The following is a 21,967-nucleotide window of genomic DNA, read 5'->3' on the forward strand; positions in this document are numbered from 1 at the left end:
CTATGATCGACCGAAACAATGGTCGGAATCATGTTGCATGGGATATCGAAACAACAGGGTTCGGTGCAGACGATGTGTTGAGTGTCGCGGGGTTCTGGTTCCCCGACGGTCACGCAGTGTTATTCCTCAACGTCTATACAGACACCGACGCTGACAAGAGTGAGCTCGAAGAGCAACTGAGTGATCGAACAGATGGATTAGATGTCACAGTTACGTGTGTGAAGGTGGACGAGACATCTTGGTTGGAATACGGGAGCTGATGTTCGACCGGTTTTCAAAGGACTACGACCGCCTGATAGCGTATAATGCTGAGTCGTGGAAAGGCGGGTTTGACCTTCCGTTCGTACGCACCCGCTGTATCAAATGCGACCTCGAATGGGTGTTTGATGGCATCCAGTTTGCCGATCTCTACGACCCGCTGGCCAAACGCATCAACACCACCGTCACGACTCATGGCGCATCTGCGGACGCTAATACACTCACAGGCAGCCACGAACTCCTCGCACCCTCTCAACACAGCCTAGATACTCTTTCCGAGTATGTCTCGAATGACCACCCGTGGTACGCTGAGCGGTGGTATGACCCATTCAAATCATCTGCAAGCGCGGTCGATGCCTACCACAACGATAGCCATCTCGATGTCCTTCTGCACAACCTCGCTGACATCCACCGAACGTGGGAGCTTGGCGAACTCATCCGCCACTACGTCCCCAGCAAAGACATCTCAACAAAGAAATTGTAGACAGGCTAAGCTCCTACATTCGCTATGTGGAAAGTTCCTCATCGTACATCTCAACCACTGCTTCTATCCCATGTTTCTTAATCATATTCGTCATCTGTTCTCTCTGACGTTCGAATTCCTTCTCTTTTGCTTTGAGCTCGGATACAATCTGTGGTAACTGATGAAAAGCTAGGAGAATCTGTATTTTCTGACCCATCTCAGTAAGGAAATAGTCGTACCGTCCACCCTCCTTTCGGTGGCTTGGTTTCCGTACCCAAATCTCCAAGTCCCGCCCGCGTTGGAGTCGAGAGCCAACGGTCTTATTCGTGATTCGAACTTTTGGCTCGATCTCCTTGCGAGATATCCCTTGAGTGGGAATTACACTTAGAATATCTATTGTTCCTTTCTCTTCTAAGAAGCTAGCCACTATCTCTTCCATTGATTAGTTACCACAACTTGCACATCGTGCCAATTATAGGTTACACTCAGACGTAATTTACACTCAGAAGTACCTTCTCATTCACCGCTCTCCCCACCAATATCACCCCCAAGTACGACTCTAAAGCTGGAATTACCGGAAACTACACGCGGAACTGTAAGTGTAAACTACATCTTGATCCAGAAAACGAGTCATCGATGACCCCAGACACAACCGAGGAACCGATCGATACCGTGGCCGAGCAGACAGAAGACCTCTGCCATATTCACGACCATATCACACGCGTCATCGCAGCTCTCGACATACCTACTAGCTCCTTCAGCGGGTACGAGGAAGAGTACCGGGCCAAGTACGACCTGGAGGGGATTATTAAGGTGTTCTTGTACCAGCATGCGCGCGATGTCAACCAATCAGAGCTATCCCGCCGACTCCAAGGTGTAGCCTTCATTTATCAGCGATTCAGACTCTCGTCCCCTCCGGTCCAGCAGATCATCAGCCACAACTGGCGAAATCGCTTCACTGGTGAAGAGCGGGCCAGAATTGTGGAAACTGCCGAGCGAATCAAAACGATCTGTGCAGAACACGACGTTATTAAACCGTACGAGCCCGCGCACCCACCGGACGACATCGAGGAGGACGTTGGCGAAGAGCAAATCCGTGAGTCAGTTCAACGCGCGGTGGACCTTGGCTTGGACGGCTTCATCGATCCTCGCGCCGACAACATCACCTATTCCCTCGAAGCGTACTTCGAGCGGCAGAGCTACCTCAATCTTGCTAAGGCGGGAACCACAACGAAAGCACGTCGATTCGCTCGACTCAGCAACCGTTCAAAAGTTCCGCACGGTACAACGCACAATCGTACCTTGAAGAAACTCGCCACTCCCGAAGAACAGACGAAGCTGTGGGACTTCATCGGTGACAAACGCCAAGACTGGAAAGCGATTCGCGATACAGTCCTCCCCGCCTTCCACATCGGGGTCGAGAACATTCTCAACGCTCTTGAAGAAGGCGACAGCCCAGGCATCCGAGAACCAGTTAACGTCGCCTTCGACATCACAACCTGGCCGTACTGGTCATCACCGTTTCGCGACGAGAATGACGTCGAGTGGTGGGAAGAGCCCGTCACAATTGAGTACGACAGCGGCGCAACGCGTGATGTCTATCCGAAAGAGGACTACCCAGAGATGGTGAGTGGCACCAAGGAATCGCACCAACGTGCATTCAAGTTCGCGACGCTCACCATCATCGCAAACGACACACCGATTGTCATCGCAGTCGAGCCGGTCCGCGACAAACGGCAGTGGGAGCCCGACAGCGTTGAAACGCGTACACGCGGTGAGCTCGTTGATGCCCTCCTCAAACAGGCGAAGCAGCACGTTGATATAAATAAGGTGCTTGCCGACCGTGAATTCGACAGCCTGGAAGTCAGGCATCAGATCGATCAACACAACGGGTACTACATTATCGGGAAGCGTAAGCAAGCAAATAGCGATAAGATTGCGATACAAAAGACCATTGAAGACGAAGTATCTGATGTGAGCGTTGAACAGGGGACACTCACATACGATGGTGAAACGCACGATATCTCGTTTATCTACGTGCCGAAAGACACAGCAAAAGACAGTGAGGAGTACATTGAAGGTGATTATGCGATATTCACGATCAATGCGCACGTGTCACCTGATCGGGCGCAAGGGCTTGCACAGCAGTACCGCGACCGCTGGATGATCGAAAATGAATACAAGACCATCAAGAAGCACTTTCTACCAACCTCAGCGACAGCTGACTTCCGTAATCGCCTCCTCTATTTTGTCATTGGTGTGGCGCTGTACAATGTTTGGCGGATGGCGAACTACCACCTACGAGATGAGGTGGATGTGAACTTAGGAGAAGATCCGCCGATCCTGGCTGGAGAGATCGTTGAGCTGGTCGGTCTCTGCCTCTTTGACCCTGGGGGGTAGCGAAGAACACTTTTTGTCAGGACGCGTTGTTGTGTAGCGACTGCTCTCGATCCAAGTTGTATATTTCTGTGTGATTGGATAGGAATATTCACAACACAACTTATCGTTTGGTAGCGCGCCGATCACACCCGGCGCTGACTCGGTGATTCAACACGCATAGATAATTCCATGCTGCCAGATTTGTGTATCAAGTTATCCTAATCAGGTTGTGGTCTGCGCGAGGTCATTCAGTCTCCGAGTTCCGAAAGCCGAGCCTGAATTTCCTCAGAATCCGCCTCAGAGAGCGCCTCAACACCGAACTGGACGAGTAGCGGGTAGAAGTGGCGATTTTTCTTGAACTCGTCCTGGCCCGCCTTGCGGAGCTTCAGCTGGGACTCGAGGTAGGTATCCTCCATCTCGTCGAGGACATCGTCGGGAATGTAGATCGTCCGCCCATTCCACTCGTCCTTGATGTTCGTCTTCGTTTTGCTCGTTTCGTTCGTTTCACTCGTTGAAGTCGATTCGGTCGTTTCGGTCGATGAACTGGTTTCCACCGTTTCACTCACCTCACTCGTTTCGCTGGATTCGACCTCATCGTCCTCCTCCTCGTAGTTGCCCTCGATGCCGGAAGCATCACCCCAGCCATCGCTCATGCTTCCACCTCCTCAGGTGCGGTCTTCTCAAACGTCTCGTCGAACAGGTCGGCGATTTCGTTGAACAGGTCGCGTGCATCCTCAACGCGCTGGTTCTCCTTGCCGAAACCGAAGACGGACACCCCTTCGCCAATCGACTGAGAGAGGTCGGTCCGCTTCGGGATCTCGAACACCGGGAGAGAGTACGCCGACTTGATCTCCTCGATGGTGTCGCGGTGTTCGGCGTTCTGCTCGACGCGGTTACAGACGATTGCGAGCCGATTGATGTCTCCGTACGCCTGTTCGAGGGAGCTCAGCTGCTTAGCGAAAATCTGGAGGCTGTTGGCGTTGAGTTTCTCGGGAATGACGGGGATGACAACGTTGCCAGTCGCGACGAGCGCGTTGTCGGTGAGGACGTTCAGAGATGGCGGCGTGTCGACGATAATGTAGTCGTAGTCCTTGTCGAGCTCGTCCAAAGTCATCTCCAATCGCTCGCGACTCTTCGGCGCCTCAAGCAGCGTCTGGATGTTCTTGTTGTTTGCGAGTTTCTCGCTGGCGGGAAGGATGTCGAATTCCTCGTGCTCGACGATGATGTCGTTCACCGATTCCATCTGGTCGAAGTCGAGAACGTCGAACAGCGTTGTACGGTCGGTGTCGTAGTACAGATCGTTGTAGCCAAGCGAGCAGGTGAGCCCTCCGTGGTAGTCGATATCGACTAGGAGGACGTCGTGGCCTCGGGCAGCGAGTGCGCCGCCAGTATGAATGACGTCGGTTGTCTTCCCCGCGCCTCCCTTCTGATTCGCCACCGTGATTCGTGCGGTGTTGGTGTCAGTCATTATCTTCGTTTCTCTCGTTGTGTTCGTTTCGTTCGTTTTGCTCGTTTAGTTCGGTGCGTTCGGTGAGGTTGTTTCACTCGGTGAGAGGATTACTACGATGTTAAAACCACTGTTCGTTTCGCTCGTTGAACTAATTGCGTTCATTTCTATCACTCAATTCGTTCCGTTCGTTTTGTTCGTTTCTGCTAAAGGCCAACCAGAGACAAACCAGTTCGTTTGAAGAGTTCAATTCATCAATCTCGTTTACTTCATTCCATTCATTCTATTCGTTTCGTTCGTTCCTTTCGTTTCGGCAAAGGAGGTCGACACCTTCTGTGGGGATGGCGAAGCTGGATAGGATAGTCAGCTGAGAAGGCTTCGACAGGTACTCGCAAAACCGACTTCTCAGAGGGGGTTAAAGCGATCGGATGGACAGACGTTTCTCAAACTCTTGGTCCGTCTTCTCTCGAATTTCGTGGCGTACCTCATCTTGGTCGGATTCAATCCCGAACTCGTCCTCAAACGAATCGAACCCAAGCGTCGACAGAATATCCAAGAGGAGCTCGATTCGTCGATCCTGCAGAGTCTCGTAGGTCCAGAAGGAGTTGAAATACGCCACTACATCGGCGTCCACATTCGAAACGTCACCGCCATCGTGCTGCTCACGGAGTTTGTCGAGGGAGTCGCGATCGACGTTGCCGTATTCGGCCGTGAAATACCGATTGGGGTAGATACTGGCGAAACCGTCGATCTCGGAGTAGTACTGCGTCATCTTCTCGGCGAGTGGCCGATTACTCGCCCCGATATTATCGGTGTCACGGAGCAGGAGGAAGTTCCCGATATCGTCGATGAACCCCTGCGTGATGAACTCCGAGATATTGTCTTTCAGTCGCTCCTCCTCTTCGTCGAGATCAGAGCGCTGCACCAGCTCGATATAGCGTTCGATCTCTGACGCGATCTCGATGTCCGGCTCCGAGTCGAGTTTGAAAAACTCCCGAAGCCACGTCGGGTCTTCCGGGTCGCTGACGGGAGTCTGCGGGAGGACGTGTTCGAGATGGATGTTCCCCATGTTCAGGTCTCGCTCGACGGCACGACTACTGTCGTCGAAGTGATCCTGGGCGAACTTCCCGAAGAGCAGTCGCGCCGTTCCGGTACTCCAGGACTGCGTCTGAACGACCGTATCGACGAACCGGTCGCCGAACAGCGTCGGCGTAGAGGAACGCATCTCGGTGATGAGGTACTCTCGAGAAGCCTCGTATACACTATCTGGAGTGGCGTCGGCAGTTGGTGCGAGATTGAACTCCTCGACGGCCTCGATGAAGACCTCGCGGAAAATACTCGGTCGTTCAGAGATGAGGAGGCGTCGCAGGTTGAGTTTCTCGATGGTCTCTAGTACGCGGTGGAACTGTGCTGCATCCGGTTCCGATTCAGGATTGGTGTGATAGTAGAGCGCCAGGACGAATGGCCGCCACTGGTCCATCTGTTGGTTATTGAGGCGAACAAGGATTTCCCGACACTGCTCTCGGTGACTGGCTAACTCAAGGTCCTCGGCGGCGAGCTCCGTGGTTGTGATATCTTGGTAGTAGTCGACGAGGTCGTGCGCGTAGTCGAGGAAGGCCTTCGCTTCATCGAGATTCCGAAGGCGCGGGACGACATCCGAGTCGATGTTCCGCGTGTCGAAGGCGTTGGTTAGTTCGGCGCTGGCGTCACCAATCCTGTCGATGCCATCGTCGACGATACTCAGATAGATCGAGAGGTAGTCGTCGATGGCATCACCATCGGTCGCGAACGCCACCACGATGTCCTCCCACTTGTCGACGTACTCGTCTTTCACGTCAGTATCGAAGAAGGCGTTCACAACCGCCGCCCTGATACGGTCGATCTTCGTCAGATCGACGCCGCGGTCGTTCAAAATCTCGAATATCTGCATCCGGAAGTCCGACTCCGCCTCTCGAATCAGGTACTCCCCGACGTGGTAGGAGTTGTAGACGTAGTTGAGGATGTTCACGAGCGCTCGCACCGTCTCGTCCGGCGTGGCGGCGTCGGCGACGACGCCGCTGATCTTCTCGTCGTAGAACTCGTAGGCCTTCAACAACCGCCGGTGTGAGCGGTACAGTTTGAAGAACGCCCCCAAGGAGAGCGAGTCAGTATCCAAGTCCGCGAGGTCATCGTCCGTGGTGCCGAACCGGTCCAGACACTCCGAGACTTGCACCGCATCGCTGTTGTTCCCGTGGATGCTGAAGTCGGCTTCATTCTTGAGATAGCCCACCTGGGCGGACGGCCCCATCATGAGGGCTTTGAAAAATTCAGCGTCGTGTTTGTTCAGCGTGAGCCGAGGCTCACGTTTGCCGAACGACTCCTCTACATAGAGGATATCGGTGATTCGCCCGATCCCGTAGTCCCGGAACTCCGCCAGGGTATCGTCCTCGATAGAGGCTGGATCGACGTCCTCGAGGTGCTCCATAAGGACGCGCAACAGCAGGTGCGTCGTCGTCAGCCGCTGTTGGCCGTCGATGACCTCATACACCTGTTTGTCGTCGTTGACCGCGAAGTACATCGAGCTGAAGAACACGTCAGACACTTCGCGTCGGTCAGCGACCAGGTCGGCATTCACGAACTGCTCGATGTCCGACCAATACTGTTCGTGGTGGATGTTCTTCCACGAGTACAGTCGTTGGTACTCTGGTACGTTGAACTTCTGATCGGTGAGGACCTCCCCCAGAGTCCGTTTCTCCATCTCGAAATTCTCGGCCGTAATCGGCCGAACTACCTTCCCATCACCGACATTCCGGGTATCGAGATCTCTGCCATCGTAGTCGATGTACTTATCATACAAATCGTCAGCCTCGTCCGACATTATTGACTGCTGTTTGTAGTCCGTCCATTTACCGTTGTGGGCGGGTTTCCGGGCGAGTCAGGTCACCCCAGATGGTTAGCCAGTTCGTGGAGACTCTCTTTGAGATTGCGCTTGAACTCGGTAGAGACGGTAATGAACTCGCCATCGTCGCTGTGTTCCTTGTACTTTCCCAGCGAAAGAGCGAGCTCCCCGCTCGGAGTTGCAACGAGCTTGAAGATAACTGAAGTGCTCTGTAAGCCGGTTTCCAGCCACGCCTTTTCGATATCTGCCCATTCGCCAGCGGAGGTATCTGCTGAATCCACCTCGTAAGCCAAGCTGTGAACCTTCCCCCGATTCCGAGAGTGTCCAGTCTGAACTGGAGCGAGCACGTGTTCAGTACCGCGGACCTGCTTCCCGAGCTGAAGCATCGTCCGCCCATCAGGCGTCTCGGTGAGTTTGAACCACTTCTGGTACGGGTCATACGAGGCACTCAACCACCAGAATCCGAGATCATTCCAGTCCGATTGGCCTCCCTGATCGAACTTCCCGTACTCCCATGCTCGACGAAGACCCTCGCTGTGTTCAGCTAGATATTCTCGCGGCAGGACGACGTCCATCGAGGGATTGGCTGGCTTTGATTGTCGGAGCCAGTGGATGACGCCGTGATACCCGTCGCTGAAGTCGTGTTGGACCGCGTGAGGCCAGGTCGGGAGAATGCCAGAGAGATCGACGTTGAGTCCGGAGAAGTCCTCTTCTCCCAACCAGAGGGCGCTGTACCCTGCAGCGAGATACTCAGCGGTTACTGCGTCGACATCCTTGTCCTCGTGTTTGTGCTGTACTTCGACGCCGATGCCACGGCCCTCAGGGAACCGAGGCTGTGGAAACTCAACGAGAATATCGGCACGCCGGTCACCCAGCTGCTGTTCTAGTCCTATTGTAGCGTCGGGATACTCGGTCGTGAGCTTCGAATACGCGATCGACTTCATCCGCAAATGAGGTGGAGATTCACCGCCACAGTCAGTCTCCTCTTCAGCAGCGTGGTAGAAATGCCGTGCGACGAACGATCCCTTACGGCGATGGGAATCGCGAATTTTCAATTGATCGCCGCACTTCGGGCACTCGAGGAGACTCCCTTTCTGTACCTGATTCGGAATGACCTCGGTGCCGTCGTGGAGGGCCAAGAACGGCATTCGAATTCTACATTCCTAGTGGTCACCGATATTGATTGATGAGGTTACGGATGTCATCAGAATCTACATAGAGACCTTGTAGCCGAGTGGTTCTGTCCGCTTCTTTCAGTAGCATGTCTCCGTCTCCGCCAAGTTCCTCTGCTCCACCTTCGTCGATTAGAATTCGAGAGTCAGACTGCTTTGGAAGCCGGAAAGCCACCCGAGTATCCAGATTAGCACGGAGGTCCGTGTCGATAGCTTCGTGTGAAGGTCGCTGGGTAGAGATGACGAGATGGATACCCTGTGCCCGTGCGATTTGGGCGATTCGGCGCACGTTGTCCTCGGTGTCGTCAGCGTCTTCTCCAAGTTGCTGGAGTAGGTCGCTGTATTCGTCGATGATGACGACGATCGGCTTCATCTGGTCATCAGGGTTCTGCTCGTTGTACTCTCCGATGTCACGGCATACGCTTTCCCGCAGCAGCTGTTTTCTACGTGGGATTTCGTCCTCGACGAGCCACTCGAACAGGTTGGCAGCATCTTCGGCGTCAGTGATCACTTCGCCGTTAGAAAGGTTTGGCAGAGCATCGAAGAAGATGAAGTCGGTCTCCTTCGGATCAACTAAGGCGAACTCGACGTTGTCTTCGCCTTTCTGCTCCATGAAGTTCATAATCAAGGAGTACAGGAACACGGTCTTCCCGCTGCCTGTTGCTCCGCCGACCAACATGTGTGGTGCTTCAGAGAGATCAGAACGGTAGACATCACCGTCTGGTGTAACGCCTGCTAGGAAGGGTAGTGAGGATGTCTCAATCTCGTCGGACGGCTTGTACCGGTCTCTGTAGTCGCGTTGAGGTACCACAACGTTGTTTTCCCGGGGGACGTCCAGAGCTACGTACTCTGTTCCAGGCAGTCGCTGGACGATCGGTTCTTTCTCGAACGCCATTTCCCGGGCGATGTCCTCTGTCCGTTGCTCCAGGGAACTCTGTTTCTCGCCTGGTGCCAGACGGATCTTGAAGCGTACCACGTTTGGTCCGACATCGATATCGTCGGGATCGATGTTCCGGATGTTGATCTTGAACTCGTTGAGAACCCGTTTCAGGGTTTCTACCAAGTCAGTGTATTCTTCGGGATCGCCGAACCGGTCAGCAGATTCAGTATTGACGTCTGTCTTTTCGTCGTCGCCGACGGTGTCTTCCTCTTCCCCACCGGTTTCCTCTCTGTCGACTTCCGTCTCGCTTTCGTCGATTTCGTCCGTTTCCTCTTCTGCGACAGCTTCCTCTTCGGCATCCTCTTCCGGCCGTTGGTCTTCCCGGTCCTCGATGCCGCTGACAATCAGCCGCTTGATTGATTGTCGGGGAAGCTTGTCAACCCTGATGGACTGGGCGTTCGGAGTTACGCCGTCAATCCGTTCGTCCGAAGTGGCTTCGCTGGTGACTTCGACCGATACGATCCTCGGGTTGATCTCGATTTGGGCATCCCCGTTGAATACGTCGTTAATCCGGTCTGCCCACTCCTGCTTACCCTCCATCCCTTCTGCGGAGGTCAATTCGTAGTACAGTTGTTCGCGGAGAGCCTCTTTCCGGGGCGACGTGGTGAGGTTTTTGTCGCCTGTGAACAGGCCACGGATTGTGTCTGTCGTCTCGAAGACTTGGTCGACAGCGTTTCCTTCCACGACCTTGGTGCCATCTTCGTCTTTGACGGTGTAGGCGCCGCTAGTTTCTTCCAGAGTCTTGATTTCGATGATGTCGAGGATAAGGCCACCATCATCGTCGAACTGGACAGTAAGGATGTCGGCCCGGCTTTCGCTGTCCCCCAGATTCAGCCATTCCCGGGTACGCGGGTTGTCGATGGAGAAGATCAGCTTGGGATCTGCCAGCGTCTGCTGGAGCCACTGGACGGCGATAATGGAGCCAAGCAGGCCCTTCGTATTTCTGGATTTCCCGCTGCCGAGGGTTTCCCGGGTGATGAGGCGGAGAAGGCCGCTTTGTTGTAGGTCAGCGATTCTCTCCGCGATATCCTCCAAGTCGGTGTCGTCAGGCGCGAGACGGTATTCGGTAATAATGCGGCGGAGAACCCGTCGGAAGTAGTCGATATCCTCTGAGTACGTGGCGAAGTCGCGTTCGCCGCGTCGTTCTCTGGAAATCAGGTTGTCCTTCCAGAATGGGTTGCCGTTCATCGGCGGTGAGGATATGGAGACCCAGATCGCGGAGTCGAGGAGGTCGTCGATAGTCTCCTTTTCGACGTTGAGTTCGTTGACCTCAGCATTGTGGATGGCCTGCCGCTGATTATACAGCTGGTTGATCAGGTCCTGGTATTCGGAGAAGAGGACTCCTTCCTTCGACGGCGAGATATTGATTTTGTCCTCAAGCAGGTCGTAGTCGAACTCTTTCGGGACGTACAGCGGGTGGATTGTGGTCTCAGCATCACGCTCAAAGGTCTGGATGCTGAAGTTGCTCTGGTCGTTAATCAGGATGAAGTGCTGTGGGTCGCCTTTCAGGCTCTCGGCGTATGAGTCATAGCTGGGATGTTCGGTTGTAACGATCTCGAACTCCCCAGAGTCGTTGTCTGGGCCGAACAGATTAGTGATATCCTCGGAGACGCTTGGTGAGGCAGTGCCGTTGAGGACAGGTTTCTCTTCGTCCTCGATGAAGGCGAACTCCACTGTTGCGCCTTGGATTTCTTCTTTCTCCGCTAAGTCAGCGATGTCAGAGAGAAGGTCCACAGGATCTAGAGGATCGATGACGCTGATCTTGAGGTGGCGTTGAGACGGTGGGTATGCTGACGTGAACTTGTCGAGGACGTAGTCGTAGAACTTGGAGTTCGTTCCTTCTGCAGCATTCTCGATTCGGGTATAGACAGGCAGCCTGTCGAGCTCCGCGGATTGTACGAGATAGGTCTCATCCGCCAGTCTGTAGTTCCCGCCGACGTGGATGCTACGGAGGACGTGTGGCTGTTCTTCGACGCTGTTGATGAGGAAGTTGCGTTCTTCCTCGGTCAGCGACTCTTTTTCGTCCTTCATCTCCCGCGCCAGTTCGGAGTACTTCCAGAGGTGGAGCGGGTGGAGTGGGGAGAGGACGAGTTCTCTATCGTCTTCGTATTCGAGAATGACGGTGTCGAATAGGAGGAAGTCGGAGAGAAGCTTGGAGGAGCCTTCAGAGCTAACGTCCTGAATCTCCCGGTACTTCTTGTCCAGTTTGTCCTGGACCTCACGGTAGGCCTCTATGTAGTTTTCTGCGGATTCGAGCAGGTCATCGTCTCCGAGAAGCCGGATAAGCGGTGCGGATAATAGTCCTGGTAGGGCGTCGACGAGTTCGCTACGGGCTGTTACGTATCGGTCGATGGATGCAACTAAGTCCTCGAACTTGCCGCTGTTCTCAGCCACTCTACGGAGTTTTTCGAAGCTGCTGTCTTCGCCTCGTGGCTGGAACTTCTCGGTTCTCAGAGCCTGGAAGTTCTTGATCGCGCTTTGCCTGTCCTCTGGGTTGTGGATGATACCACCGAAGGAGTCCTCGGTGACGAAGTGCTCAATAAAGTAGTAGAGGTCGTCGTTGACGTCAAAGGCCAACTGTTCATCTCCGGTGAACTCCATGTCGACCCGGTTTTCTTCTTCCTCGACGGCTTCTCGGTATTGGTCATCGAACTCTTCTGAAAGCCGTTCCAGTTCCTCGTTGTTGTCGTCGAAGACTGCCTCCACGCTAGCGGATTCGACGTCTCTCCGAGTGCTGGTGGTTGAACGTCGCTGGCTGGACTGGCCGGAGGTGGAGAATATCTCGTTGACCTCATTGTACGTCAGGTCGGCGAGGATCTCCGAGTCACCTGTTCGTTCGAACCGTCGAAGCTTGGCTACAGATTGTTCCCGTTCTTCCCTTTCGCTGTCATCGACTTTGGTGACACTGTTAGTGAGCCGGCGTCGATCCCTATTCGACATATGGGAGACCCGCAGCACGAGATCCAGGTTATCGGAAAGCCTGTCAGGGATTTCATCGGGGTTGTTAAGCCCCGGATCATTGAACAGCCGCAGTCTGTAGAGTTCGGTTCCGAGGGCGTCGAGTGAACCTTGTTCTGATTCTTTGAGCGTCGACGTTGCGTAGTCAGCAACTGCAGGGATTTCGAACCTGTCGTAGAGGTCGGAGCCAAGGGTTTCCCAGATAGCTTGGGCTGGGGGACTGTCGGTGAACTGTTTCTGGGCCTGCATCTGGTCGGTGATTTCTCGCGTGATTTCTGCCAGAGGCAAGTCGACCATACCCTCGAAATCTTTCATCGAATTCAGGCGGGCGTGGTCTCCCCGAACCAGAATCACCAGTTTCTCTGGTTCGATGCGTCCGTCCCATTCGAATCCGGTGTCGGTCCCATTCCGCCAGTTGACGGCGACACTAACTTTGTCTGTGAGTCTGACGGAGGAGTCCTCTGTCCGTGACTGGAGATCGTCGATGTCTGCTTCATCGATGCTGACCATAGCAAGGCCGACATCGTACCGTGCGTTACTGCAGAGAATATCGACGAACTCCTCAGCGTCGAATCGGGGTGGCGATTCGATTATAACTCCGATGTTTTCCTCGGTCAGCTGGTCGACTGTCTCGTTAGCGATTGCTTTGCCGATCAGATCCTCGTTGCTCTCGAATGAGCTGTCTTGTGTCTGTGTGGTTTCGCTCATATTTCCTCCTCGGGGACAGAGACGATGGTAACGCCGTCCGCGTATTCCTCAGCATATCCAAGGCTTGATACTGCTTCTTTGAAGCCCTCGTAGTTCTGGTTGTTCAGCGGATCACTTTCGGATGCGCTGGCACCGAGGCGGATGTCCCACTCCGCCAGGTGGCTACGGTCCTGTTCGGTTCCGCCCACGATGATCCCGTACCGTTCCCGGAGTTCTTCTGAGAGATCTTGGAGAGACATGCTCGTGCCTGGTTCGATTACGGAGAGTAGGACGGGTTCCAGCATCTCGGGGTCGGGCCGATACCTACGTTTGTTCGCCCGGTTTCCTCGTGGTTTGAGGATCCCGGCACGCCAGGCGAAGGTCTGGGCTGTGGATTGCGGTGTGTATGTGTCGAATCGGTTCGAGAAGTCGTGGATGACGTTGCTTACAGCATCCACCAGCCTGTGGAAGGTGGTATCCTTCTCGGGGTCTCGCGAGGCTCGGAATACCTGCTCGAATTTTTCGTAGTCCTGCTCGATCTTGTCCTCCTTATTCCGGTTCAGTTCTAGGAAATTGTGGTTCTCGAGCTCTCGGAGGACGTCTTCCTCGCTGTAGTCTTTGAAGCCCTGCAGGTCAAGGACGTGCTTGACACCAAGCCTAGTGGCTAACTGGATTTCCGACCCGACGACGCGGAATGATTCAAGGCTGGCGTCGGCTACCGGGTTGTTCCTGTTTCCGGTGTAGTTCAGCACGATTGGGACAGGTTCGTCTTTGCCCTCGTCATCCCGGATCTCATTATGCCGGTTGGCCATATAGACGTAGAGCAGGAACCCGCCGAATTTGATGGTGCGTCGAAGGTCACGGGCGTAGTTCAGGTCGTAGTCGCCGTTGGAGTCCTTCAGATGCTTCGACAGGGTTTCGAAGCCTTCGACGAATTCATCCGCAATCTTCCCGTCCCCGAATGCGTCTCCCAGGACAGGTTCTTCCCAGGGTGAGACCGTGACGTTGCCTTTCCCTCCGTCTTTGGCCAGTGGCCGGAACAGGAGAGAGATAGCGTCGTGGTGATCCTGAAGCTGGTCGGTCAGCTTCTGATTGATGTCACTGTCAGATTCGTCCAGTACGGTGTAGATGAACTGTGACGGTGTTACACCGATTCGGCGGTAGGCGACGAACCAGTCGCTCATAGAGGTCATTGCAGAGTGTCGTGGACTACTTGCGTAGAGGGCGTTGTCGTTGTCCAAGACCTTCCGCATCCTGTACCGAAGATTGTCCATTTGTTCGTCACTGAGATCGCGGGAGGACTCGAACAGGCCGTGGTATTTCTCGTCCAAGTCGCTGGAGGGGGTTTTCCCAGGTTTCTCGACGAATTTGAACAGGTCCTCCGACTGGTGAGTAGATCCCAGAACGTTACTGAAGACGACCTGGGAGAGATGCACCGGTTTTAGAGAGGCAGAGGTTGCTTTGAATCCGAATGCGGCTTCCGATGCGTCGGAGTTTACGTCGTTAAGTCTCATTGGCATTGGTGTTCACCTCCGCTCCATCTGGTACCGGTCATCGTTGACTGTCAGAATCTCGAGTTCGCCAGTTTCCGTGTCCATGATATGGACGGTGCCGTAATCTTCATCGTGGCTTTCCCTGTACTCGATTTCTTCCATAAATTCGAGCAACTGCTGTTCTTCTTCCCTTCCACGTAGGATGTAAGGGATGTTGCCGTTCAGGGCACCGAGTGTCTCTGATAGGTCTGGATCAATCCGAAGCCTGACTGTTGAGTCACGTCCTTCGTATTCGAGAACGTGGTGGTCGTGGTTGTAGTCCATTGCATCGCTGATTTCGGGATGGAGCTGCGGGACTCGGCGGTTCAACTCGCGCTTGGGAATTTCTGTCCGGGAGATAAGGGATAGGGAGCTTTTAGATCGATAGTTGTGGGAGAGCCAGACGCGGAGATCGGAGCCCTTGGAAGAATCCGGCATGAAATAGCTGTTAATCATCTCTATGACGTCCTCTTTCACGCTTTCAGCCGAACGGTCCCTGTTCCGCTGGTTATGGAAGGAGTAGTTGGTCTCGTGATAGAGGTCGCGAGCGTCGTAGTCTTTGATGGCTACGTCCTCAAAGTAGAACTGACGTTTCTTCTCGATGAATCGTTGGTCGACTTCTTCCTCTGAGTCTTCTTCGTCTCTCCGTGAAACCTCTTCTTCAGCGTCAGCCCAAAGTTTGCTGTCGATAAATGGATGAGTGAGGTCACGGGGATGGAAGTATTCGTTCAGGAGGGTGAAGATCTTCCCGCTGCCACTGAAGGCGAGGTTGTAGTATTTCAGATCTTCGTCAAACTCGGTGATGCTCTCTTCTTTGGCTCCAGTAATGCAGTAGGCGAGAAAGTTCAGGAGGTCACGAACGGTGACGTGGGCGTCCAGATGGCCCACGGACTGTAGGAGCCGGATTATATTTTCTCGGACACGATCATTCCTCATCTTATCCATATTGTAGGCGATGTGTCCGTCGATGTCGTCGCCGTTGTTCTCTTTGAGGAACTTATTCGAAGTCAGATTCTCGATGGCTTGGCCGATGACCTTTCGGGTGAGAATGTTTCTGTTGTTGAGATCGATGACGACGATAGAGTCGAAATCAGCGTTGCCAGCTTGATCTTCGTCGTAGATTATCTGGTTTTGGAACTGGCTCCGAACTTTTTCCAGGAAGGGATAGTCGTCGGCGTGTTGGGTAGTCATCTCGTAAAGAGGGCCGTCATTAATAGCGAGAATACCAGGTCGGTCGTCGTCGAGGGCGTCTTTCCATTTGTCAAGTAGGACAGTATAGTCGTCGTACTCGGAGGCGTCAGAGAGATAGAAATAGTCCGGTTCCGGGTACTCAGGCTTCATCTGCAGGATGTACTGTGTTTTACCGTCTCCAGGGTTCCCAGTGAGAATGACCTGCTTCCCATCTTCTAGTGCGTCCTGTAGGTATTCCTCACCATCTAGACGGGTTGTAATGTGTATTTCTCTGCGTTGCTCGTCAGTGAGCTGTTCAGCGAAGCCTCCCTGTGCCAGCTGTGAAAGGAATCGTAGATTCAGTGTCGATGCTTCAATTCCCATATTTATCGTTGATGTTGGTGACCGAATGTTCCCGTCATGTTAACTGTTGCTTATAATGAACTCACTGAGACTGGCTTGCCGTTTGTCGAAATCGATCTCGCTGCTCAATTTGAATTCTTGCTTGTCAAATTCCCTAATATTCTCCAAGACGTCTTGTTTCTGAGCTCTCATGCTTGCCCACCTATCAATCCAATACTGATAGATTGACTCCTGCTCCTTCTGTGGGTCGTCGAACTTCCAGTAGTATTCTGGGTTGTCGTCGATTCCCAGTAGATAGTCTTGGGAGTTCTCCGCCAGATCGATTCCGTACACAATCCGTCTAGACTCGTGTTTCAAGAGATCCGTCTCTAAACCGCAGTTCTTCAGGCCACGGCGGATTTTCCGGATGCGAGGAGAGACACCTTCTCCGAACCGACCTCGGACCACCTTGCGACCTTCCTCTAACTGTGTGACCTGACTAATCCGTTTTCGTGTTTCGGGACCGAACTGGATTGAACCGTATCCTTCAGTGTACCCGATCTGGTCGTATTCGATCTCGCCGTTTTCGGTTGGAACCCGGATACGGTCGTACTGGGCACTTCCAATCTCAAACAGGCCAGTGGTGTCGAGGAAAACCAGTTCATTCCGTTTACTCACTGCTTCGCCTTTCATCGAGCTGGCGATTTCGCTCTGGTAGTCGCCGTATTTGTCCTGGTACATGTCGATGACCTTGGGACCCGTCAAGGCCATCGCCACAAGCTTCCCTCCGAGAATACGGTTATAGGGAGGGATAGCGCCACAGACCATGATGTTCATCATCCCGGCACCGACCCGCTCCTTTTTGATCTCCTTCAGAGCTGTTTTGATAGCTCGCCGCCCGGAGTCGTTATTCAACCCAGTTCTGATGAACTCGACATCGTCCTCTTCGCTGTGTTCTTGGAAGTATTTTCGGTCGCGGAGAAGCTTTTGAAGTGCTCGAGCACGTTTTTTCCGGAACAGGGCTGTTTCACTTCTTTCCTCCCAAGACTCCATCTTCTCCGGGTTCTCGTCCTCACCATTTTCAATGGTCTGCTCGGCTTCCTCTTCTATCTGCTCAAGAATCTCGATAACCCGTTCGTCGGGATTGACGAAGCTTTCCTCAGAGAGTTCAGGGTGCTCCTCGGCAAAGTCGTCGTGTCGGATGTTGGATATTGCGTCCTTAATGGCGTCCTCTAGGGCTTCTCGTATATCGGAGCAGAACTCGCTGACCCTCTCTTCGTATTCTTCCTCGGTCTCTAGCCATTCTGTATTGGTGACTGTCCGAGTTTTCTTGTCCGGCGTCCGCTTCTCTTCTGGCAGCTGCTCCTCGTATTCGTGAACCCGTTTCTTCCGCTGGAGTTTATCTTCGACCGCGTCAATAGTCCAGCCGATATAGTCATCTCTGACTGACAGGTTCATCATCGGGCTTGCCAGTGTCGCAATCCCCATCACCGGGTCTTTCGGCTTCGCTGCATTTCTAATAAGGAAGTTGATGTTTCTTCCAGGGACCGTGTTATATGGTGTTAGCCAAGTGTAGCGGAAATACCGCCAGATATCCATCAGGTCCAACTCGGTGTGATCACATTTCTCCCCAGTCTCTACTTTCTGTATGTAGGGTTGGACAACGTCTTCTAGATCTTCGGCGATTTCCTCTTGGTCCTGGTCCTGAAGCGGTGCTAAGTCTTGGTAGAGTTCTTCCCCATCGGTTATTAGTTCAAGAACACTTCGCCCGCCATTCGTATTTACGCGGGTGTCTCGCTCCATTTTCCGGACGAACTCGCGGACGCTTTCCTCTCGGAACTGCGCCCGTCGTTCTTTCTGAAGGACAGCGCGTTCCTGTTTCTTGAACTCTTCTGGGTCGTCTTTGTAGCGATCAGGATCCGGCCGAACTACGTGTAGTTCGGAGTTTTTGCGAATGTCATAGTTGATCTCAATAAGATCTAGGAGAACCTCTAACGCTGCGAGATATCGAATCTGGCCTTCAGTTACTTCATCCTCGATTTCGTTCTCGATATAGCGAATCTCGTCCTTGATGGCAACTTCCCTGTCGAGGTCCTCCTGAAATTCGATCAGTTCATCGGTCAGAGCCTCAAATCGGCGTTGGTACTGGTCCGGGAGATTAGGCGAAAAATCCACTTCTCGTTCAGAATTCGCACCCATAGTAATCTGGTTGATGTGGCAAATCGTTCTCTGCTGAAATCCAAAAGAGTATCGACTCAGATCAGTCCACACCCCTAAACGACCCAAGGGGTCCTGCCACAATTGTTTGGAGGATTATATGTTTGTGTTTCTTCAATAGATTTATTCTATCTGTCCCTCAGGTTTGATAACACATGCGTAAGGGAACTATCAGGACTTACACCGGAGGGCTCCGATCCATTCGTGAGTAAACTTTCTATCCCCTTCGGACTCGACCCGGAGGGAACGAAAACTCCAATAGAAGAGGCCCAACGTAAGTCAGACTACTACCGGTGCCCAGAATGTGGTGAATTTCTAACCCCTCGTATTGGGACTCAGCGCCAGTACTTCGCTCATAAGCAAGGCGTTCTGGAGGACATTTCCTGTTCACTGTCCAGCGACGAGGGTGTTGAAAAGATGATCGAGGATCTCCGTACCTCGGACATCGAAGAGGGTGAGCGTGAGCGGTCGATTCGAACCTATCTAGGGCAACGCCATGACGGTGGCATCGAATTATTTGGCATCGTTCCATCACTCGATTGGGATCAAATCCAAGAAGATGAGGACGTGGACACACTCTTAGAAAACGTCGAAATCGAGGCAACAGGAATCACACATCCCCCCGTACCGAGTAACTTCCACCCATCGGAGGCAGAGGTCACGCTTGATCTTGACCCAACAGCGGATAGTTACGAACTTCAAATCTCAGGTCCAGATGCCCTCGGAAGTATCACCGGCACTTGGACTACTTCGGGGCTCCAACATGGTGATCTCTTTGTTGGTGACGAAACTCGGGCGCAGCGATATAACTCGGATCACCAAGTGCGCAAGGATATGTGGGTATATCTGGTCTCAAAGAATCCCCCGAAATCCGAAGTGTCGTTCGTGGACGTCTACGACTTCGCAGATGTATCCTTAGTCGGGTTCCGGGCGTCCGAAAAGACGGAACCATTTCTCGACCGCTATGGGGGAGGCCTTAGTACAGAAAACTACGGCTTCGATGCTGACGTTGTATTACCCGCACACACAAACCCAACCGTTGAGGCACCCCTATACGCACCACCAAAGGAACCAGTTCTCGTTGGAGTTACTCCCTCCGAGGAGGTCGATCCAATATTCGAGGTCGTTTCCATCCCCAAAGATGCAAACGAGACAGTCGAAATCGATCGGACTGGAGCGGGAAATCCTCGTTACTACACAACTGAGATACCCTCTGATGGATCGCGTCGTGTGAGTATCCACCAGCGGAACTCCGATCGGCATCGTCTGATTCACCTCCACCCATCCGAAGAATCGACGTTCATAGACGCAACCGAGCCAGAATCACGACGAATTGGTATTGAAATCCAAGATGAGGAACATCGTGACTTTCTCTCACCTATCGAAGGTCCGTCCTCAAAGCGTATGCCCGTTGGTTTCAATCCTCATTTATTACATACCAACCTCGAATATGTCGGGCCAGAAGACCTTGAACTGGAAGTGATCGCTACATTTGCTGAAGGCGCATCGCTCGGTCCGACAATCAGCCGAGACGTAACAGCAATCAGTGATATTATCTCGGAGGTCATCCACTGGGTAGAGAGCGGCTGTAATGAACTCGAGATCCGGTTCAATGGTATTGGGGCTGTATCGATCTGCTTTCCGCAGGGGGAACAATGAATCTGGAACCCGGTGACGAGTTTACAGCGGAAGTAGACAAGATTACGAAACGGAGAAAACGGAGAACTTGTACTGTCAAATACGAAGGAGAAGGAATTAATATCGGCCCGGTGACGTGCCAACCCGGTCGTTCGGTTCGATTGCGGTACCTTGGGGCAGATTCAGTAGCTGGAACATCGATTCATTTCGCACTTTGCCTGACCGAGGAAGTCCTCGCGGACGATTACAAAGACCACATTCGACGCCATGTAAGCGGCCTTCTTCCTGACCAACCTCCACAAGAGGGCGAACAAACCTATATTGAGGTGGATAAGATCGATGAGTATGGCCTCGGACTCGCCGTTGCCGGTGGTGAAGTCGTCGAACTCGGACCAGTACAAGCAGATGAAGGCGACTTAGTGCACGTTGTAGGACGCGAACCGGGATATGCAGAGATCCTGAACGCAAGAGCACGTGGGAAACGCTACAGGATCCGCTTCAATATCCTCCGTGAGCGCTGGGACAAACTCCCTATCAAAAAGGGCGAGTCATTCACGGCAACGATAGATGACACCGACGGCAGTAGTCTCATCGCGTATGTGGACGGGTTGCCTGTCTACTTTTCTGGAGAGAAAGCCCGAATCGGACAAAAAATCGAAGGGGAACTCATTAGATTTCACCGAGACCGCGGAGTTGGCAAAGTGACAAAAGTATATGATTCGGTGGGTGATATCGAAGATCCAGGGCACGATACTCGGATGCAGCAACTTCAGCAAGCGGGGTTCGGCCAAGAACCATTTCGTGCGTTTGCTATGCGGTTTACTGGCGTGAGTGGCGACCAACTACCATCAACTGAGATCGGTATCCGAGACGCCATAGCTGGTGAGGCAATCCGACTCGGTCTTGCGGAGAAAGCTGAATCGGGTGGCCAACAGTATCCACAAGCACACATCACCGCAATCCGCCACTGGGTTGTTCATAAGCTGGCAGCTGTTCTCGGACAGCCGGTCGCTGGTGCCGATGAAGTATCCGATGATGTCGGGTGGTTTCGGGCAGCATTAACAGAGCGTACCGGCCCCACAATCACGTTCCTCGGTGATGTGATACAACTCTCACAGGGGTACTATGCTCCAGCACCGACGCGAGCTGTAATGATCTCCGAATCTGAGGCCGTGCTCGTTTCAGGAGATCCAAGTCGTCTATTCATAGAGTCCGGTTTTGATATCGAATTCCGAGGGTTGACGCGGATTCTTACTGACACCAGTGAAGAAGAATTGCGTTCGAGAGAAATCCCTGTTCAATCTAAAGACGAATACATCGGTCTGGACGAGGCGCCGATTACGACGCCAGCCACACTACGTGAGTACATCGAACAGCGACCGCAGGAGTCGTGGGAACCGGAGGAGGATTGGGCACCATACACTGGACAGTACTATGGATTTACCGTAGACGGTGAGCCGCTCGTCATTGAAGAGGCAGACGGAACTGCGATCAGCTTGTGGCGAGTTCCAGTCGAATACGGTGCCGATACCTACCAGTTGAAGGTTCAATCGGGCGACGGCAAAACCAGGGCTGTCAGTGTTTCGCCGAAATACCGCAAGCATGCGTGCCTAATTCTTGACTCAATGGCTGAGGACCCACAGACTGTTGAACTCACCGGATATGAGGAGGAGGTCTTATTGAGTTGTGACTTTGCACCGCCGCGGGCACAGATGCGTTGGCTGTACGCAGTCGGAGCAGAGTGGCTTGAAACATCGTCGTATCAGCTTCAATGGCGAATTTCGGACACCGATGCTGATTCAGTGCGGGAGGTCTTTGACGAACTGCCCGTGACCATCATCGATAACACATAACATGAAATCAATCAAAGAAGTCTCGGAAGAGCT

Annotated in this window: 14 protein-coding genes; 5 read left to right on the top strand and 9 right to left on the bottom strand. The window is 53.1% G+C overall.

Annotated features, from left to right (window positions below; genetic code table 11):
- The first annotated feature begins 2 nt into the window (after positions 1–2).
- Positions 3–260, top strand: a complete 258-nt coding sequence (locus B4V06_RS00485) for a hypothetical protein (protein ID WP_498166540.1) — start codon at positions 3–5, stop codon at positions 258–260.
- Positions 260–742, top strand: coding sequence for a hypothetical protein (locus B4V06_RS00490; RefSeq protein ID WP_498166542.1), 483 nt, complete (start codon positions 260–262; stop codon positions 740–742). The genes B4V06_RS00485 and B4V06_RS00490 overlap by 1 nt, the downstream gene beginning before the upstream one ends.
- Positions 743–764: 22 nt before the next feature.
- On the opposite strand, the gene B4V06_RS00495 is transcribed toward B4V06_RS00490, so the two are convergent.
- Positions 765–1,160 (bottom strand): hypothetical protein, encoded by a 396-nt coding sequence (locus tag B4V06_RS00495; protein WP_498166544.1) that lies wholly within the window; start codon positions 1,158–1,160, stop codon positions 765–767.
- Between the two features lie 197 nt (positions 1,161–1,357).
- Between B4V06_RS00495 and B4V06_RS00500 the strand changes: the two genes are divergently transcribed.
- Complete coding sequence (locus B4V06_RS00500; protein ID WP_498166547.1) at positions 1,358–3,121, top strand: transposase; 1,764 nt, start codon at positions 1,358–1,360, stop codon at positions 3,119–3,121.
- A 227-nt stretch (positions 3,122–3,348) separates the two neighbouring features.
- Here B4V06_RS00500 and B4V06_RS00505 read toward each other — a convergent pair whose 3' ends face one another.
- From B4V06_RS00505 to B4V06_RS00540, 8 genes are all read right to left on the bottom strand, one after another.
- Positions 3,349–3,753 carry a DUF8160 family protein gene (locus B4V06_RS00505; RefSeq protein ID WP_251344705.1) on the bottom strand — a complete coding sequence of 135 codons (405 nt, stop codon included), beginning with the start codon at positions 3,751–3,753 and terminating at the stop codon, positions 3,349–3,351.
- Positions 3,750–4,568 carry a ParA family protein gene (locus B4V06_RS00510; RefSeq protein WP_095637937.1) on the bottom strand — a complete coding sequence of 273 codons (819 nt, stop codon included), beginning with the start codon at positions 4,566–4,568 and terminating at the stop codon, positions 3,750–3,752. Before B4V06_RS00510 ends, B4V06_RS00505 begins: the two co-directional genes overlap by 4 nt.
- A 394-nt stretch (positions 4,569–4,962) precedes the next feature.
- Positions 4,963–7,284 (bottom strand): DUF262 domain-containing protein, encoded by a 2,322-nt coding sequence (locus B4V06_RS00515; protein ID WP_498166552.1) that lies wholly within the window; start codon positions 7,282–7,284, stop codon positions 4,963–4,965.
- A gap of 182 nt (positions 7,285–7,466) precedes the next feature.
- On the bottom strand, positions 7,467–8,573 hold the full coding sequence (locus B4V06_RS00520; protein WP_498166554.1) for a competence protein CoiA family protein: 1,107 nt from the start codon (positions 8,571–8,573) through the stop codon (positions 7,467–7,469).
- Positions 8,574–8,595: 22 nt separating this feature from the next.
- A complete protein-coding gene (locus B4V06_RS00525; RefSeq protein WP_498166557.1) occupies positions 8,596–13,203 on the bottom strand; it encodes a DNA translocase FtsK in 4,608 nt (1,535 codons plus the stop codon).
- Positions 13,200–14,696 carry a hypothetical protein gene (locus B4V06_RS00530; RefSeq protein WP_498166560.1) on the bottom strand — a complete coding sequence of 499 codons (1,497 nt, stop codon included), beginning with the start codon at positions 14,694–14,696 and terminating at the stop codon, positions 13,200–13,202. The genes B4V06_RS00525 and B4V06_RS00530 overlap by 4 nt, the downstream gene beginning before the upstream one ends.
- A 12-nt stretch (positions 14,697–14,708) precedes the next feature.
- A complete protein-coding gene (locus tag B4V06_RS00535) occupies positions 14,709–16,268 on the bottom strand; it encodes a hypothetical protein (RefSeq protein ID WP_498166562.1) in 1,560 nt (519 codons plus the stop codon).
- 39 nt (positions 16,269–16,307) lie between these two features.
- A complete protein-coding gene (locus B4V06_RS00540) occupies positions 16,308–18,425 on the bottom strand; it encodes a Druantia anti-phage system protein DruA (RefSeq protein WP_277524533.1) in 2,118 nt (705 codons plus the stop codon).
- 222 nt (positions 18,426–18,647) lie between these two features.
- Here B4V06_RS00540 and B4V06_RS00545 point away from each other — a divergent pair, with 222 nt between their 5' ends.
- Positions 18,648–20,102 (top strand): competence protein CoiA family protein, encoded by a 1,455-nt coding sequence (locus B4V06_RS00545; RefSeq protein WP_498166566.1) that lies wholly within the window; start codon positions 18,648–18,650, stop codon positions 20,100–20,102.
- Entirely contained in the window at positions 20,099–21,934 is a 1,836-nt protein-coding gene (gene druD, locus B4V06_RS00550) for a Druantia-type antiviral defence protein DruD (RefSeq protein ID WP_498166568.1), read from the top strand. Before B4V06_RS00545 ends, druD begins: the two co-directional genes overlap by 4 nt.
- The last annotated feature ends 33 nt before the right edge of the window (positions 21,935–21,967 follow it).

It is taken from the genome of Halorubrum sp. B53 (assembly GCF_059752395.1).

Bases quoted from the DNA above. Each gene is read 5' to 3' on its own strand.
- B4V06_RS00485 (WP_498166540.1), top strand. From the start codon at position 3: ATGATCGACCGAAACAATGGTCGGAATCATGTTGCATGGGATATCGAA.
- B4V06_RS00490 (WP_498166542.1), top strand. From the start codon at position 260: ATGTTCGACCGGTTTTCAAAGGACTACGACCGCCTGATAGCGTATAAT.
- B4V06_RS00495 (WP_498166544.1), bottom strand. From the start codon at position 1,160: ATGGAAGAGATAGTGGCTAGCTTCTTAGAAGAGAAAGGAACAATAGAT.
- B4V06_RS00500 (WP_498166547.1), top strand. From the start codon at position 1,358: ATGACCCCAGACACAACCGAGGAACCGATCGATACCGTGGCCGAGCAG.
- B4V06_RS00505 (WP_251344705.1), bottom strand. From the start codon at position 3,753: ATGAGCGATGGCTGGGGTGATGCTTCCGGCATCGAGGGCAACTACGAG.
- B4V06_RS00510 (WP_095637937.1), bottom strand. From the start codon at position 4,568: ATGACTGACACCAACACCGCACGAATCACGGTGGCGAATCAGAAGGGA.
- B4V06_RS00515 (WP_498166552.1), bottom strand. From the start codon at position 7,284: ATGGAGAAACGGACTCTGGGGGAGGTCCTCACCGATCAGAAGTTCAAC.
- B4V06_RS00520 (WP_498166554.1), bottom strand. From the start codon at position 8,573: ATGCCGTTCTTGGCCCTCCACGACGGCACCGAGGTCATTCCGAATCAG.
- B4V06_RS00525 (WP_498166557.1), bottom strand. From the start codon at position 13,203: ATGAGCGAAACCACACAGACACAAGACAGCTCATTCGAGAGCAACGAG.
- B4V06_RS00530 (WP_498166560.1), bottom strand. From the start codon at position 14,696: ATGAGACTTAACGACGTAAACTCCGACGCATCGGAAGCCGCATTCGGA.
- B4V06_RS00535 (WP_498166562.1), bottom strand. From the start codon at position 16,268: ATGGGAATTGAAGCATCGACACTGAATCTACGATTCCTTTCACAGCTG.
- B4V06_RS00540 (WP_277524533.1), bottom strand. From the start codon at position 18,425: ATGGGTGCGAATTCTGAACGAGAAGTGGATTTTTCGCCTAATCTCCCG.
- druD (WP_498166568.1), top strand. From the start codon at position 20,099: ATGAATCTGGAACCCGGTGACGAGTTTACAGCGGAAGTAGACAAGATT.